This window comes from Gemelliphila sp. 1F1, from assembly GCF_056897515.1.
In genome coordinates this window covers 57,001-73,696 of record NZ_JBXHBE010000001.1, presented here as the reverse complement: position 1 = coordinate 73,696, position 16,696 = coordinate 57,001, and the positions used below count along the sequence as shown (strand labels likewise).

Below are 16,696 nucleotides of genomic sequence, written 5' to 3'. Positions count from 1 at the left end.
CCTTTAAAAATCTATTTCTTCTAAGTAGTCTTTTATGTCACCATAAGAGAACCCATCTCTAAGCAATCTATCGATAATTTTTTTCTTCAAAATATATCTATCAACGTATTTCTTACTAAATTTATTATAAGCTTTTTCATAATATTTTTGAATAATATTATTACCCTCTTCACTATCTTGATGATTCTCTAAATAAATTTTGAACGCTGAATTTATTATATCAAAAGAATAGCCGTTTGTGTAAAGTTTAGTAGTTATTTTTTGTATTTTTTTTGTTTTTGGTTCATTTTTTTTATTATATTCTTTTTCTATAATACTATAAACAATATCAATCATTTTATCATTAGTACAAACTTCTTTTAGAGCAGTATATATAAATTCTGAGGATACTTTCTTTTTTTCAAGATTTCTTCTTATATAATTAGGTCCTTTTTTCTTCAATAAGAAATAATCTCTACTATAGGACTTAGCATATTCATCATCTTTTATATAATTGAATTCTTTTAATTTTTTTATTGCGTAATCAATTTGATCTTTAGAAAATTCTTTTTTTACCAGATACTCTCTAATTTCATATTCAGTCTTCATTCCATAGCTTAAATAATTCAATGCTTTAGTAAAAGATTGTTCCTTACCCTCAAATATTTGAATTTCTTTTAATGTATTTTCTGATATGTTCCCTTTTTTTATTATATTGTATTTTAATAAAGTATTTTCTGATAAATAAATAGATGTACCATTTCCAAAATCTACTTTATATTTCTTTTTTAATTTTGTTATATTAATTATTTCCATTATTAACACTCTCAATAAATAAAGTTATGTCGTTTAAAATAGTTTGTTTCTCTATATTTTCCAAATCGTATTTATGTACTTCATTCATTTTATTCCTAAACCACGTTAATTGTCTTTTGGCATAATTTCTAGAATTTTTCTGAATTAACTCAATCATAAACTCCCTACTAATTTCACCGTTTAAATAAGAAACAACTTCCTTATAACCTATTGCATTCAGTGGCTGTAAATCTCTACCATACTTTTTTATAATATTAGTTACTTCTTGTTCCAAACCTTTATCAAGCATAATTTCTACACGACTATTTATTCTAGAATACAACATTTCTCTGCTTCTATCTAAAAATATTATATAAGCATTGTATTTATAATAAATATCGTTACCAAATTTATTTTCTAACGTTGATTTTTTCTCATTAATTACATATTTATATGCATTTATAATTCTTCTATTATTGTCTAAATCCAACGTTTTGTAGATATCTGCATAATTATTTTTTAAGTAATCTTTCATACTATCAATATCATCTTCTATATGATTACTATCACTATAACTACTAAATTGATAATTATTCAAAACAGCGTTCATATAATAACCTGTTCCTCCAATAAGCAAAGGAATTTTACCTCTACTAAATACATCTTCTATCTTCCTACGAGCCAATTTTTGAAACTCATAAACAGAAAATTTTTCTGTTGGATTTAGTATATCAATAAGATGATGTGGAACGCCCAACATTTCTTCTTTAGTTATTTTTGCAGAACCTATATTAAATTCTTTATAAATTTGTACACTATCTATAGAAATTATTTCACAGTTGAATTTTTTAGCTATTTCTATACTTAATTCTGTTTTTCCTACAGCTGTTGCTCCAACTATAGCTATAATAGGTATTTTTTTCTCCATAATATTCTTCTCTAAACTATTCTCTTAAACATTTTTTCTAAATCTTTTTTAGTCATTTTTGTAATAATAGGTCTACCGTGAGGACAAGTAAAAGGATTCTCACAAGTATAAAGATCAGCAATAAGCTTTTCCATTTCTTCTAACGATAATGATTGATTAGCTTTTATAGAAGCTTTGCAACTAGCCATAGCTATAGCATCATTGCGTAATTCTTTTAATGATATATTTTTATTATTTAATACTTTTTCAACTATTTCTTTTATAATATTTTCTTCGTCATTTTCTATCCAACTAGGATATTCTCTTACGACATAAGTATTATTTCCAAATTCTTCTAATTCTAATCCTATTTCACTAAATTTATCTATTAAATTATTTATTGCTGCTACCTCATCAATCGAAAAATTAAAACTATAAGGAATTAGTAATTGTTTTTTGTACTTGTTTCTTTCTTCAAAAATTTTCTGTAATCTTTCGTAATTATAACGTTCTTGAGCAGCATGTTGATCTATTAGATATAGTTCATCTCCTGTTTGGCATAAAATATATGTTTTAAATATTTGAGCTAGTGCTTGCATTTGTGGGAGATGTTTGGTACTGCTTGAGTCTTCCATATTCTCGCTAATATAAATATCTGCAACATTACTTTTTATATCTTCATCACCAAAAACAAAAGTTTCTTCTTTTTCTGATTTTATAAAATCAAAAAAATTATCTCTTTCTTTTTCAAAATTATCATTAATATTCTTTTTATAATTATGACCTGACTGTTCTTTTACTACGTACGAATTATCTAATTTATCAGCAAAAGATACTTGCTCTAATTTATCCATATTCTTATTTTTATTAGATATATTATTAATAGCATTAGGTATGTAAGTATTGTTTGCTAATCTTGTTGCAACAACTTCCTTAATTAGTTTTATCAATTCTCCTTCTTTTGATAATCGAACCTCTTGCTTAGTAGGGTGAACATTGACATCTAATAAAATGCTATCCATCTCAATATTTACTATAGCTATCGGGTATCTATTTTTCATTAAAAATGTCCCATATCCCTCTACTATAGCATTTTGTATTAAATAGTTTTTTATATATCTGCCATTAATAAATATATTAATATAATTTTTGCTAGCTCTGGTTTCTTCTGGTTTAGAGATGTAGCCAGTTATTTTATAGTCATCATTACTACCACTAAAATTCAACATATTTTTAGCTACTTCATTGTTATAAACTTTCGCTATTAACTTTTGACTATTATTATCTCCATAAGTTTTAAGAACTATTTTTCCATCTATTATTACTTCAAACGAAATTGCTGAGTAAGACAAAGCTAGTTTATTAATAACATTCATTATATTAGCCTGCTCTGTATGTGGATTTTTTAAATATTTTAGTCTAGCAGGCGTATTATAGAATAAATTTTTCACTGTAATATCCGTTCCTTTTATTGGAGCGTAATATTCATTTCTAACTATTTTCCCATTTTTAAGTTCTAAATGTTTACCTTGTGGTTCACCTGCACAACTCTTTATATCTACATCACTAACAGATGCTATACTAGCCAAAGCTTCTCCTCTAAATCCTAATGTATTAATATGAAATAAATCATAGTCATTTTTTATTTTGCTCGTAGCATGACGCATAAAAGCAGTTTCTATATCATCATTAGCAATCCCTGAACCATTATCAATTATTCTAATTTCTTGTATCCCAAATTCTTTTATAACAATTTTAATATTTGTACTACCAGCATCAATAGAGTTTTCCAACAATTCTTTCACAACAGAAGCTGGACGTTCTACTACTTCTCCAGCTGCTATTTTATTTGCTAAAGTATTTGATAATATATTAATTTTCCCCATCTAGTATCCCCCTATAAATATATTATTCATTTATTTTATTTTTCAAATCATTTAATATTTCCATAGCTTGAAACATTGTAGTATGTAGCAAATCTACTTTCTCTAGTTTTTCTTTTATATAATCAAACTTTTCATTATCTATATCCAAATCAAATGATAGTTTTTGATAACTTGATTGTTTTGAGTTGTTTGATACTTCTTTTATTTTTGAAACTAACTGCTTCGAATTATTATAATGATTAGTTTTATCTATAATAATTTCTTTATTATTAGTTTCTAAATATTCTAATATATTATTAGCATTAAAAATAATATCTTCAGGTAAGTTAGCTAGCTTTGCTACATGAATACCATAACTTTTCTCTATAGCTCCTTGTTTTACTTTATATAAAAATATTAGTTCTCCATTATCCTCTTTTGCAGAGACATGAACATTTTTTATTCCTTTATTTTGCTGCTCAAGTTTTGTTAATTCGTGATAATGTGTAGAAAATAAAGTTTTACATTTTATATTATTGTTTATATATTCTAAAATAGATTGTGCAAGTGCAATTCCATCATAAGTTGATGTTCCACGACCTATTTCATCAAATATTAATAACGAATTTTCCGTAGAATCAACTAGTGCATTACGCGCTTCAATCATCTCAACCATAAAAGTTGATTTGCCTCCTGCTAAATCGTCAGATGCGCCAATACGGGTAAATATTTTATCAAAGATAGGAAGATTTGCTTTAGTACAAGGAACGTAAGAACCTATTTGTGCTAAAATTACAATAAGAGCTAATTGTCGCATATATGTAGATTTTCCTGACATATTTGGTCCCGTTATAAGCAATACATTGTTATTAGTATCAATATAACAATCATTACTTATATAACTATCGACGTCTACCATACGTTCTACTATTGGATGGCGTCCCTCTATTATGTCTATAATTTTTTTATTATTAAAGCTAGGTTTAACATATCCGTATTCTTCCGCAATCATAGCTAACGATATATATACGTCAATATCACTTAATATATCTGCTAACTTTTGTAAATTAATGGTATGTTTTTGAACTTCTTGTTTTACATCTTGGAATAATTTTAATTCCAATTCTTCTATTTTTGATTCCGAATTAACTATATACTCTTCTGTTTTTTTCAAATCATCTGAAACAAAACGCTCACAGTTTGATAAAGTTTGTTTTCTGTGGTATCCAAAAGAAGAAGTATCAATATTTTTTAAACTAACCTTAGATATTTCTATATAATATCCAAAAATTCTATTGTATCCTATTTTTAAATTTTTTATCCCTGTTCTTTCTTTTTCTCTTTGCTCTATTTCTAGTAGCATCTTATCCCCATTTTGTTTAGCATTACGATATTTATCAAGTTCTTCGCTAAAACCGGACTTTATCACGTTACCATCTTTTATTGTCTGTCCTGCATCATCATCTACTGCTCTTATTAAATAATTTTTTAATTCTTCTAGCAGATGGATTTTACTATTAAGAACTTCAATATTTCTAGAATTTATTTCTTTTAATAAATTTTTTAAGACAGGAATTTTCTCTAAAGTATTTTTTAAATTGCTAAGCTCTTTAGGTGTAACTATATTATAAGAAACTTTAGTAGCTATTCTTTCTAAATCATAAACTTCTCTTAGCAAGTTTTGTATATCGTTTCTTATAAAATAATTATCTATAAAATCGCTAATTATATCTTGTCGTATTTTTATTTCATCAAGATTTAAAAGAGGATTTTCTAACCATTTTTTTATTTTTCTTGATCCAGCCGCAGTTTTTGTTTTATCAATTATGCTAAGTAATGATCCTTTTTTAGAACCATTAGCCATATTTTGAGTTATTTCTAGATTTTTTATCGAATAATTGGTCATATAAACATATCTATCTTTGAAATAAAATTCAAAATCTTTTAAACTAGAAATTTCCTTATTTTGTGTAGTTTCTACATAATGCAACAAGTGATCACAACTTATTTTTAAATTTTTATTTGTTATATTCGACGTTTTTTCTTGTACTAAATTATGAATATAATCAATATTAGTTATATAAATGTTATTTAAAGATAATAACTCTCCATTTATATTAAGAATCTCTTTAATATTATTTTTTAATATTTCATCTAACAACTCTATCTCAGTATCAAGAATTATACATCTACTATCCCCAGTCATAATATCACAAAATGATAAATAATATTTATTATCATTATGGTAAACACATCCTAGATAGTTATTCTCATCAAAATTTTTATAATTCATATAAGTACCAGGTGTTATTACTTGAATTACTTTTCTTTCTACTATTTTTCCTTGTCCTGCTTCAGATACTTGCTCACAAATAGCAACTTTATATCCATTATTAACTAGTGTATCTATATAAGTTGCTGCCGAGTGAAAAGGTACTCCACACATAGGAATTTTTTCTCCTACTCCGGCGTCTCTTCCAGTCAAAGTTATCTCTAAAATTTTTGAGGCTTTGACAGCATCTTCAAAAAATAGTTCATAAAAATCCCCTAATCTATAAAATAAAAACATATCTTTATAATTTTCTTTTATTTTTAAATATTGTTCTATCATTGGAGTATATTTCACTGTTATTACCTCATTACAAATTTATTTTATTAAATATTAACTATAAAATATAGTTATTGCTATTAAATTTCTTCTAGTGTATAATATTTCTTAATAAAAGGAGTTGAGATTTTGAAAAAATTTATTACAGACAAAAGTAATTTTTCTCTTTTATTTTTTTATTTTTCACTAGCATTTATTAGTATAGTGTCAATATTTTTAGCAGAATACAGTAACGGCAAAACACCCACATTATTTATAAAACAAATGTTATTTTATGGAGTTAGCTTGTTCATTATCTATATAATGCAACAAATATCTGTACAGACTTACGAAAAAATGAGTATTCTATTTTTCATATTTACACTTTCTATGTTAGTTTTGGTTTTAATAGCACCAGAAAGTATAGCTCCTACTGTTAATGGTGCTAAAGGATGGTTTAATTTTAGATTTTTTACTATTCAACCTTCAGAATTTGCTAAAGTATCTTCAGTTGGAATAGTTAGTTTCTTAATAATTCAAGATCATTTCAAAAAATCATCTGATATTATAAAATTAATTGAATTAGCTATTATTCTAATTATGCCCTTCATCTTAATAATGAAAGAAAATGATTTAGGAAATGGCTTATATTTTATATTTTTATTTTTATCACTAGTATTTTTAGTTAGCAGTAGAAATAAAACATTTTTTGTTATTTATTCTACTGTAGTAGGAATATTATCATTATTACTTTTATGTGCGATATATTTCCCATCTATTCTAAATTTAGTCGGGCTAAAAAATTATCAATTAAATAGAATTTTATCTTGGCTAAGTCCAGAAGAATTTATGTATGATTATTCTTATCAAATTACACAAGCTCTTAACGCTATAAAATCAGGAGGACTGACAGGAACATTTGCCAAAAATCCGGTTTATATTGATGAACAATTCAATGACTTTATTATCACTGTAATCGCAAAAAATTTCGGATTTGTTGGGAGTTTTCTATTTATAACCCTTTACTTTTTATTTATTATAAAAATAATGAAAATAGCTAAACAATGTCAACAAGGAAATTTTAGTTATTACTTTACTATATTAACTGCATTTAGTTTTGCACTACCATTTATCATTAACACATATTCATCTACTGGATTAATACCAGTTATAGGGATTAGTCTACCATTTATAAGTTATGGTGGAAGTTCTCTTCTCGCTAATTCAATATTACTAGGCGTAATATTTAAAATAAATAAAACTATTTACGAAGAACAATTAGCTGATGAAGAAGATGAATATTATAATGACTATATCGATGATGATAATAACTATCAAGAAAATTAGTTTACAAATTAAAATACAAAAAATTACAATTTTGAGGATAAGTTCAGTAAATTGAATTTATCCTCATTAATATTTTTAATAAATTTAATTATTCATAATATTAAAATTATAATACTTACAATCTAATTTCTTCTATAAAGATATCATCTACTGAATAAAGTAATTTAGTAACTATATCTTTTGCTGCTAAATAATCTCTAATGTCAATAATAGCGTTATGTGTATGGATATATCTTCCACAAATTCCTATTACTGCAGTAGGTATACCTAATTGAGCTTGGTGAATAGCCCCAGCGTCAGTTCCACCAGGAGATGTAAAATATTGATATTTAATATTATTATCATCAGCTAAATTAACAATCTTTTCTCTCAAATTAGCACGTAAAACCATAGTTCTATCCATAAGCCTTACTAAGAAACCTTCTCCCAATTTGCCATTAGCATTAACACTACCATCCATATCATTTGCAGGACTGCAGTCCACTACTAAGCACAAATCAGGATTTATCATATTAGCTGCTATAGTTGCACCTCTTAGTCCTACTTCTTCTTGAACAGTTGCACATACCACCAAGTTACAATCTAATTCTATATTAGCTAATTCTTCTAACAACTCAGTTATTAAAACACAACCATATCTATTATCAAAAGCCTTTGCCATTATTCTATTGTTAGATAATCGTTCAAAGTCCGTTTTAGGAACAACAAAATCTCCTTCTTTAATACCCCATTCTCTAACTTCTTTATCTGAACTAGCACCTATATCTAAAGTCATATCGCTAATTTTCACATTTTGTTGTAGACCTCCTACAAAATGTTTTGGTATAGAAGGAATTACTCCTGTGAACTTTTTCCCAGTTATAGTAGTAACTGTAAATTTCTGCGCTAATAGAACATCCTCTCTAAATCCGCCTAAGGTTTCAAATTTCAAAAATCCATTAGGTAAAATTTTAGTTATCATAAAGCCAACTTCGTCCATATGAGCAGCTACCATGACTGTTTTGGCATTTTTATTTTTTGATTTTTTTATCGCATAAACACCACCAAGATTATCACGCTTTATTTCATCGGCATAAGGTCTTAATTTATCTATTAGATAATTAGCAACCTCACTTTCAAAGCCAGAAGTGGCATCTAATGATGTTAGTTCTTCAAAAATTTTTATTGATTTTTCCATATTTATACCTCTTTTATACTAACTATTTTATTATCCACTTTATTGAAAACAACAGTATAGTTACCATTTTTATAATCAGTAAATGTAAATTCTAAATAGTTGTTCTCTGGTAAATTAAAACACCAGCTATCCTTAATTTCATATCCTAAATCTAATATTTGCCTTTTACATTCTTTAATATAATTATCTTCTTTTTGAAGTTTAGTAACTTTTTTATAAACTGGATAAGTACACAGTCCCAATGCTACAAAAAATATTATTTTCTTTTTCATAATTATCTATCTTCCTTATCTTGTTCGATTTTTTTATTAATTTTTTCTTCCATATAGTTGGATATATTGATTAATTCTTTTTCTAAAAATTCTTTTCTTTGAATATATTGTATATAAATAGGTATTTTCTCTAATTCACTATATATTTCTTTAATTTCCTCATCCAAAGATGTTACCAAATCATATTTTTCAGTAGCTTCAAAAAATACAATCTTTTTTTGTAACTCTTTTATTTTCCGTATTTTTTCGGTAACAATTTTATTTTTTTCTAATTTTTGTTCAATACCCTTAAAAGTTTTCAAATCAAATTCTCTAGATAATATATTATTTAACTCAGATAATTGTTTATCAAAATCTGTATTATTCATTATCTAAACTCATTACATAACTCTTCAAATAAATTTTTATCTAGTAATAATTCTGCACTTGATAAAGATTTATCTTTGTTATATCCTCTTAAATTATCCTCAAAACATTTTTTCGTATCATTTCTATATACAATACCTGTAACTAAATCATTATACTCATCTAAAATTTGATAAGCAGACAATTTATTAGTACAATCATAATTTTCTATATCATCCAAATTCGTTAAATTTTCTTTGAACCATTTAGGAGTATTTTTGTAATTATAAGTATGACAAGGACTAAAGATATTTACTAAAGAGAATCCTTTATGTTTTATGGCCTCTTCTATTATTTGAGTCATTTGTTTCATATTACCTGTAAATGCCTGAGCAACAAATGTCACATCTGATGCTAGTGCTATCTTCATAGGAGATAACGGGATATCAGTAACTCCCTCTAAAGAAGTAGTAGTAACAAATTCTTCATCAGATCTTGGGGAAGCTTGCGCTTTCGTTAAGGCATAAAGTTGATTATCCATAACTATATATGTCATATCTATATTTCTACGCATAGCATGAATTGCGTGTCCAATACCTATCGCATATCCATCTCCATCTCCACCCATAGCTACTACTGTTAAATTATGATTAGCGAGTTTTACTCCTTGCGCTACTGGCAAAGCTCTTCCATGTAGTCCTTGAACACCATAGGCTTTTGTATAACCGCTAATTTTCCCAGAACATCCTATTCCTGCTGAGATAACTAAATTTTCTGGACGGATGTTTAAATTTACAGCAGCTTTATTAATTCCTGCTAATACAGAAAAATCTCCACATCCTGCACACCAATCAGGTCTTACATCATTTCGATAATCTTTTAATGTAATCGTCATTTTAGTTATCTCCTTTCTCAATTTTTTCGACTATTTCTCTAGCATACATTATGTCACCGTTATATTTTAAAATACTTTTCAACTCATTACTTAAATTCAAATTATTAGATAATACTGTATTTAATTGTTTATTATAATTATGTTCTACCACATAAACCTGTTTGTAGCTATTAATAATTTTTTCCAGCTCTTTAGATACAGGAAATAGTTGTCTTATATGAATAGTATCGACTCCCATATTTTTTCTATTTAATTTTTTAGCAGCTTCATCTATAGTTCCACATATAGAATTAATACCTATTAATAAAATGTTTCTATCTTTTCCTAATTCATTGTAAACGTAAGGTTTTGTTATAAATGCAGACGAAACTTTTTTCATTCTCTTTTCTGTTTGTTTAGCTCTGATAACAGGATTTTCCGAAGGTAGACCATATTCTGAATGTTCAGAACTATTGGCATTATGAATTCCTCCTATTTGTCCCGGTATTGCTCTGTTAGAAACTAAATTTTCTAAATCATAGCGTTTGAAATATACAGTATTCTCCAATTGTGATAATTCTTCTTCTGTCAATAATTTACCTCTGTTTATAACTATCTTACTACAATCAAAGTCTTCAACAGTTTCTTTATTCATAGATAATTGCAAATCAGATAATACTATTACTGGAGTTTGATATTCTTCAGCTATATTGAATGCATCAATCATAATATAAAAACAATCTTCTACACTAGTTGCTGCCAAAACTACTCGTGAGGCATCACCAGCTCCACCATATACTGCATGAAAAATGTCTGATTGTTCTATTTTAGTAGGTAAGCCTGTAGCAGGTCCCCCTCTTTGAGCATCAAAAACAACTGCTGGTTGCTCACTTATAGTACCCAATCCTAAAAACTCTGTCATAAGAGCCATTCCCGGACCAGAAGTTGCCGTCATAGCTCTTACACCTGCATAATTAGCTCCTAGTACAACACCTAGAGCTGCTAATTCGTCTTCTGTTTGAATATAAGCTCCACCAACCTTGTGCAAATTCTCAAACATATATTCCATAACTTCTGTCGCAGGAGTTATAGGATATCCTGCATACAATCTACATCCTGCTGCTATAGAGCCTAATGCTGCAGCATGGTTCCCAATAAGCCACATATTATCCTTTTCTTTTTTTGAAAGTTTTTTTAGATAATATTGATTGTCAATGTTATTTTCTATCATATAAGTTCGCATTAAATCTCTTCCAACTTCAAAAGCACGAATATTACTATTTACTACTTCCTCCCCTTTAGAAGAAAATTTTGTTTCAATCATCTCTCTAAATAAAGAAATATCAATATCTAATAACTTAGAACATATTCCCAATGTTATTATATTTTTAATTATTGGAGTAGCTATCTCCTTAGCAAAAGTTGTTATAGGAAAAATAGCAACTTTACAAGTTATTTCCTCTGGAATTATAGGTTTAATCTTTTCATCTACAATTATAATACTATCGTTATGTAATTCATCTATATAGTTTTCCAGTGTAGCTTGATCAAATGCAACTAATATATCTGTGTGATATGATATTGCATTCTTTTTATCTTCATTTACACAAATTTTACTATTACTATGACCACCTTTAATTCTACTAGCAAAATTTCTTGTAGAATACATATTATATCCCAATTTATTTATTACCGAAGAAAAAATTTCTGCTGTACTTTCTAAGCCTTCTCCTTGTTCTCCACCAATCTTCCAAGATAATTTATTAATCATTAGTCAATCTCCTTCAATAGAAATTTTAATTAATAATTTTCTTATTATTAACATTTCCTTATTATAAATATTATTTTATCTTTACTTTATAACATCGCTATAGTATCATAACATTATATCATATTTCATATATTTTTTCACTAATTTGAAAGGAGAAAAGATGCAATCATTAACAGCTAAATTAAGACCAAAGAAGTTAGAAGATGTTATTGGTCAAGATCACCTTATAGGTGCTGACAAAATATTAACGAAAATATTAACATCTAATAATATGTTCTCTTTTATATTATACGGAGCTCCTGGAACAGGAAAAACTACAATAGCATCAGCATTGGCAAATGAACTTGATTATAAATTCAAAATATTAAATGCAGTTAATTGCTCTAAAAAAGATTTGACGAACGTTATTGAAGAATCTAAACGTTTCAAAAAAATCATCTTACTCCTTGATGAATTTCATCGTTTAACAAAACCTATGCAAGATATTTTGTTACCAGAAATAGAATTTGATAACATATATGTTATAGGATGCACAACACAAAATCCATATCATAGTGTAGCTCCAGCAATTAGATCAAGACTAAAAATATTTGAATTAAAACAATTAACTAAAGATACTATATACATTTATTTGAAAAATATAGTTAACAATAAAGATATATTCAATAAAAATATAAATATTACAGACGAGGTTTTGAAACAAATAGCAATTGATTGTTCAGGAGATATGAGATTTGCTATAAATACACTAGATATTATTTATAATACAGGTGATAGTGGAGAGACAATAACAATAGAAAAATTTAATAATTTATCACTAGGAGTTTATAAAAACTACGACGATAATGGAGATTACTTCTACGATACAATTAGTGCTTTTCAAAAATCTATTCGTGGTAGCGACGTTAATGCTTCTTTATACTATTTAGCATTACTTATTGATAGTGGAGATTTAGATACTATTTGCAGAAGACTTTCAGTAATAGCTTATGAAGACATAGGACTAGCTAATCCTAATATAGGACCTTTTATAGATGCTGCTATTAATAGTGCTAAAATGCTAGGATTTCCAGAAGCTAGAATACCTCTAGCTAATGCTGTAATTCAACTATCTCTTTCTGTAAAATCTAATAGTGCCGTAACAGCCATTGATAGTGCTTTGAATACTGTGGCTAAAAATCCAAAGTTCAATATACCAAATCACTTACGTGACAATCATTATGTTGGTGCTGATAAACTAGGAAATGGATTAGATTATAAATATCCTCATAATTATCCTAACAATTATGTTTATCAACAATATTTGCCTAACAATTTAATAAATAGCAATTTTTACATCCCTACGTTAACTAACAAAAACGAAAAAACGCTCAATTTATATATGGAATTTATAAAAAAATTAAATAATAAGTTATAAAATACAAAACAACAATTTATATCATTAGATATAGATTGTTGTTTTTTTGTTAATTTATTTTTTATCTTTTGGTAAAAAGGCATTTAATAATACACCTGCAATTGCAGATAGAGCCATAGACGGTAATTCAAAATTAATACTTTCAAATTTTAGGATAGCTCCCCCAACTCCTAAAACTATTATTACAGAAGAAATTACTAAATTACGATTAACACTTAAATCAACCTTTTCATCTACTAACATTCTAAGCCCACTAGAAGCTATAATACCAAATAATAATATTGACACTCCTCCCATTACCGGAGATGGTATAGTAGATATTAACGCAGCAAATTTACCAATAAAACTTAATACTAAAGCACAAACAGCTGCACCTGCAAGGACAAAAACAGAGAAAATTCTTGTGATAGCTAGCACACCTATATTTTCTCCGTATGTTGTGCTAGGTGGTCCTCCTAATAATGAAGCAAACATCATAGCAGTTCCGTCTGCTAATAGCGATCTATTAAGTCCTGGATCTTTAATAAAATTTTTACCCACAACTTCTGATAATACCATTTGATGCCCTATATGTTCATTAATAGTTACAATAGCTATAGGTACCATTACTAAAGCTGCTATATTCCACTCAGGAGTATATGTAACAAAAGGTACCATAAAATTAGGAACACTAAACCACGGCGCATCTACTACAGCTTTGAAATCTACTAATCCCATTATACAAGCAAATATATAACCGAATATAATTCCTAACAATACTGGTATCTGTTTAGCAAATCCGCGCAAAGCTACACTACACAAAATAGTGATAGCTAAAGTTACCATAGCAACTGTAAAATAAGTTAAGTCATACTGTTTTACACCATTTACTGTTTTGTTCATAGCCATATCCACAGCTGTAGGTGCTATTCCTAAACCAATTACGATTATTATAGGTCCGACAACTACTGGTGGTAATAATTTTAGTAACCATTCTACACCAAATTTAGAAATAAATAATGATATAACTCCATAAACTAAACTTGCTAAAAATGCCCCTAACATAGCTGTTTGCACATTGTGTGTTGTAGAAAGAACAATTATAGGATTAATAAAAGCAAATGAAGACCCTAAGTATGCCGGTATCTTTCCTCTAGTTATAGCAATATATGTTAGAGTTCCTATCCCTGACGTCGCCAACGCCACACTAGCATCAAGTCCAGTTAAAATAGGTACTAAAACTGTTGCACCAAACATAGCAAACAAATGTTGAAAACTTAATGTTATCCATAACGCAATATTTGGTTTTTCGTTAACGTCTAAAATAGGTTTTAATCTATATTTCTCACGTTCCATTTTCTTCTCCTTAATATAAAATTTTAAATAAAGTCTAAATATATTATATAGTAATCTAAAATTTTTTCAAGAAAATATTCTTATAAAAATAAAAAGTTAAATTACAATTAATTTTATTAACATAATTCTTGTTAAGTCATATAAATAAATTGTAATTTAACTTTAAAATTATCGCTTATCTACTTTTTTTACAATATAATCACCTAAATATTGTATGGTAAATACTATAATTAATATTACTATTGTAGCAACAAATGTCACTGCATTATTATTTCTTTGGAACCCATCTAAGTATGCCAAATTACCTAGACCTCCAGCTCCTATTACTCCCGCCATAGCTGTCGATCCAATTAAAGCTATTGCAGTTACAGTAAGACCTGAAATAAGTGCCGGCTTACTCTCCGGAAGTAATACTTTTGTTATTATAGTAATATTTTTTGCTCCCATTGACTTAGCCGCTTCTATAACACCCTTATCTACTTCACGTAGTGCTATTTCTACCAATCTCGCATAAAAAGGTGCAGCAGAAACTATAAGTGCTGGTATGGCCGCTTGTGCTCCTAACATAGTACCTACCAATGCTTTTGTTACTGGTATTAACAATACTATTAAAATAATAAATGGTATTGCTCTAAAAATATTCACTATCCCTGTTATCGTTAAATAAATAACTTTTACAAACTTATTGTTACTATTAGATGTAAGATATAATAACAATCCTAGAATAATACCTAACACTAAAACAGCTACTAAAGCATACCCAGCCATAACTAGTGTCTCTAAAGTTTTTTCTTGTAGCTTATCCCAATTTACTTTTGAAAAATCCATAATTACAACACCTCCACCGTAATTTCTAAGTTAGTTAATTTCTCAATAGCTTTATCTATCTCAATATCATCACCTAATAACTGTGCATAAAGAGTTCCTATATATCCATTTTTCGTTTTATCAACTTTACCTTGAATAATATTTAATTTAACGTCAAATTCATGAGTTATATCATTTATTATCGGCTCATTAAAGTTTTTGTTACTAAAAGTTAATTTAACAATTTTTCCATTGACAAATTCTTCTTTCCAATTGGCTAAATTTTGGCTGGCAGACTTCTCAGAACTAAACGCTGTTTGTTTCAAGAAATTCTTAGTTACATCTTTTTGTGGATTATAAAAAACATCAGAAACTAGCCCTTCTTCTACTATTCTTCCACCGTCAATTACTGCAACTTTAGTACAAATAGTTTTAACTACATTCATTTCGTGAGTTATTAAAACTACAGTTATATTAGTTTTCTTATGTATCTCATTAATAAGATCTAGTACATCTGCTGTAGTTTCTGGATCCAAAGCACTAGTTGCCTCATCACACAAAAGTATTTTTGGATTACCTGCCAATGCACGTGCAATCCCTACTCTTTGCTTTTGTCCACCAGAAAGTTGTGATGGATAATTATTCTTTCTATCTTCCAATCCTACTAATTTTACTAATTCATCTACTCTTTTTTCTCTCTCATTTTTAGGAACACCTAATATCTCTAGTGGAAAAGCAATATTCTCTGCAACTGTCCTACTCCATAATAAATTAAAATGTTGGAATATCATACCTATACTTTGTCGTTTTATTCTTCTACGCTCATTATTTATTTTTCCAAAATCTTCGTCCAAAACAACAACTTCTCCGGTAGTAGCAGTTTCTAAACCATTTAACAAACGTATTAAAGTTGATTTACCAGCACCAGAATATCCTATTATTCCATAAATATCCCCTTCTTCAACTGACAAATCAATATCTTTTAGTGCGTGGACATTATTGTTATAAATTTTGTTTACTTTGTTTAACTTTATTATAGCCATAATTTCTTCTCCTTCTTCATATAAAATAAAAAAACCTTATTGCAAAAATTGCAATAAGGGCGTTAGACGCGGTACCACCTTAAATTTCACTCACAGTTACTTACATAACCTTGCCTATAACGTGGCATCACGAATAAAGTTTACTTAATTTTGCTCACTCTATTAATCATCATAA

14 protein-coding genes are annotated in these 16,696 nt (G+C 27.7%); 2 read left to right on the top strand and 12 right to left on the bottom strand.

The window, feature by feature from the left end; genetic code table 11:
* Positions 1-3 precede the first annotated feature (3 nt).
* From AC1XWJ_RS00280 to mutS, 4 genes are read right to left on the bottom strand one after another with little or no spacing between them, the layout of a single operon-like run.
* Positions 4-795, bottom strand: coding sequence for a RecX family transcriptional regulator (locus AC1XWJ_RS00280; protein ID WP_483333766.1), 792 nt, complete (start codon positions 793-795; stop codon positions 4-6).
* On the bottom strand, positions 782-1,702 hold the full coding sequence (gene miaA, locus AC1XWJ_RS00275) for a tRNA (adenosine(37)-N6)-dimethylallyltransferase MiaA (RefSeq protein WP_483333765.1): 921 nt from the start codon (positions 1,700-1,702) through the stop codon (positions 782-784). Before miaA ends, AC1XWJ_RS00280 begins: the two co-directional genes overlap by 14 nt.
* A gap of 11 nt (positions 1,703-1,713) precedes the next feature.
* Positions 1,714-3,567 (bottom strand): DNA mismatch repair endonuclease MutL, encoded by a 1,854-nt coding sequence (gene mutL / locus AC1XWJ_RS00270; protein WP_483333764.1) that lies wholly within the window; start codon positions 3,565-3,567, stop codon positions 1,714-1,716.
* Between the two features lie 22 nt (positions 3,568-3,589).
* Positions 3,590-6,172 (bottom strand): DNA mismatch repair protein MutS, encoded by a 2,583-nt coding sequence (mutS, locus tag AC1XWJ_RS00265; RefSeq protein ID WP_483333763.1) that lies wholly within the window; start codon positions 6,170-6,172, stop codon positions 3,590-3,592.
* A gap of 111 nt (positions 6,173-6,283) precedes the next feature.
* Here mutS and AC1XWJ_RS00260 point away from each other — a divergent pair, with 111 nt between their 5' ends.
* The gene (locus AC1XWJ_RS00260; protein WP_483333762.1) at positions 6,284-7,480 is read left to right on the top strand and encodes an FtsW/RodA/SpoVE family cell cycle protein; all 1,197 of its coding nucleotides are present in this window, start codon (positions 6,284-6,286) and stop codon (positions 7,478-7,480) included.
* 115 nt (positions 7,481-7,595) lie between these two features.
* Here the strand turns inward: AC1XWJ_RS00260 and AC1XWJ_RS00255 are convergent, their stop codons facing one another.
* Genes AC1XWJ_RS00255 through AC1XWJ_RS00235 form a run of 5 tightly spaced genes read right to left on the bottom strand, consistent with a single transcriptional unit; the run spans position 7,596 to position 11,919 of the window.
* Complete coding sequence (locus AC1XWJ_RS00255) at positions 7,596-8,657, bottom strand: M42 family metallopeptidase (RefSeq protein ID WP_483333761.1); 1,062 nt, start codon at positions 8,655-8,657, stop codon at positions 7,596-7,598.
* A 2-nt stretch (positions 8,658-8,659) separates the two neighbouring features.
* Positions 8,660-8,929, bottom strand: coding sequence for a hypothetical protein (locus tag AC1XWJ_RS00250; RefSeq protein WP_483333760.1), 270 nt, complete (start codon positions 8,927-8,929; stop codon positions 8,660-8,662).
* A gap of 2 nt (positions 8,930-8,931) precedes the next feature.
* Positions 8,932-9,297: a YlbF family regulator gene (locus AC1XWJ_RS00245; protein ID WP_483333759.1), complete on the bottom strand. Its 366-nt coding sequence runs from the start codon at positions 9,295-9,297 to the stop codon at positions 8,932-8,934.
* Positions 9,297-10,169: a 2-oxoacid:ferredoxin oxidoreductase subunit beta gene (locus tag AC1XWJ_RS00240; RefSeq protein ID WP_483333758.1), complete on the bottom strand. Its 873-nt coding sequence runs from the start codon at positions 10,167-10,169 to the stop codon at positions 9,297-9,299. Before AC1XWJ_RS00240 ends, AC1XWJ_RS00245 begins: the two co-directional genes overlap by 1 nt.
* A 1-nt stretch (position 10,170) precedes the next feature.
* Positions 10,171-11,919 (bottom strand): 2-oxoacid:acceptor oxidoreductase subunit alpha, encoded by a 1,749-nt coding sequence (locus AC1XWJ_RS00235; protein ID WP_483333757.1) that lies wholly within the window; start codon positions 11,917-11,919, stop codon positions 10,171-10,173.
* Between the two features lie 160 nt (positions 11,920-12,079).
* Between AC1XWJ_RS00235 and AC1XWJ_RS00230 the strand changes: the two genes are divergently transcribed.
* A complete protein-coding gene (locus tag AC1XWJ_RS00230; protein ID WP_483333756.1) occupies positions 12,080-13,336 on the top strand; it encodes a replication-associated recombination protein A in 1,257 nt (418 codons plus the stop codon).
* A 54-nt stretch (positions 13,337-13,390) separates the two neighbouring features.
* Here the strand turns inward: AC1XWJ_RS00230 and AC1XWJ_RS00225 are convergent, their stop codons facing one another.
* The 3 genes from AC1XWJ_RS00225 to AC1XWJ_RS00215 form a co-directional block, all read right to left on the bottom strand.
* Positions 13,391-14,671 (bottom strand): solute carrier family 23 protein, encoded by a 1,281-nt coding sequence (locus AC1XWJ_RS00225; protein ID WP_483333755.1) that lies wholly within the window; start codon positions 14,669-14,671, stop codon positions 13,391-13,393.
* Positions 14,672-14,839: 168 nt separating this feature from the next.
* Positions 14,840-15,499 (bottom strand): methionine ABC transporter permease, encoded by a 660-nt coding sequence (locus tag AC1XWJ_RS00220; RefSeq protein ID WP_483333754.1) that lies wholly within the window; start codon positions 15,497-15,499, stop codon positions 14,840-14,842.
* A 2-nt stretch (positions 15,500-15,501) separates the two neighbouring features.
* On the bottom strand, positions 15,502-16,515 hold the full coding sequence (locus AC1XWJ_RS00215) for a methionine ABC transporter ATP-binding protein (RefSeq protein ID WP_483334264.1): 1,014 nt from the start codon (positions 16,513-16,515) through the stop codon (positions 15,502-15,504).
* Positions 16,516-16,696: the final 181 nt, after the last annotated feature.

What these genes read in the sequence shown, in the direction of transcription:
- AC1XWJ_RS00235 (WP_483333757.1), bottom strand. Translation starts at nt 11,919, where the DNA reads ATGATTAATAAATTATCTTGGAAGATTGGTGGAGAACAAGGAGAAGGC.
- AC1XWJ_RS00220 (WP_483333754.1), bottom strand. Translation starts at nt 15,499, where the DNA reads ATGGATTTTTCAAAAGTAAATTGGGATAAGCTACAAGAAAAAACTTTA.
- AC1XWJ_RS00280 (WP_483333766.1), bottom strand. Translation starts at nt 795, where the DNA reads ATGGAAATAATTAATATAACAAAATTAAAAAAGAAATATAAAGTAGAT.
- AC1XWJ_RS00240 (WP_483333758.1), bottom strand. Translation starts at nt 10,169, where the DNA reads ATGACGATTACATTAAAAGATTATCGAAATGATGTAAGACCTGATTGG.
- AC1XWJ_RS00255 (WP_483333761.1), bottom strand. Translation starts at nt 8,657, where the DNA reads ATGGAAAAATCAATAAAAATTTTTGAAGAACTAACATCATTAGATGCC.
- miaA (WP_483333765.1), bottom strand. Translation starts at nt 1,702, where the DNA reads ATGGAGAAAAAAATACCTATTATAGCTATAGTTGGAGCAACAGCTGTA.
- AC1XWJ_RS00225 (WP_483333755.1), bottom strand. Translation starts at nt 14,671, where the DNA reads ATGGAACGTGAGAAATATAGATTAAAACCTATTTTAGACGTTAACGAA.
- AC1XWJ_RS00250 (WP_483333760.1), bottom strand. Translation starts at nt 8,929, where the DNA reads ATGAAAAAGAAAATAATATTTTTTGTAGCATTGGGACTGTGTACTTAT.
- mutL (WP_483333764.1), bottom strand. Translation starts at nt 3,567, where the DNA reads ATGGGGAAAATTAATATATTATCAAATACTTTAGCAAATAAAATAGCA.
- AC1XWJ_RS00230 (WP_483333756.1), top strand. Translation starts at nt 12,080, where the DNA reads ATGCAATCATTAACAGCTAAATTAAGACCAAAGAAGTTAGAAGATGTT.
- AC1XWJ_RS00245 (WP_483333759.1), bottom strand. Translation starts at nt 9,297, where the DNA reads ATGAATAATACAGATTTTGATAAACAATTATCTGAGTTAAATAATATA.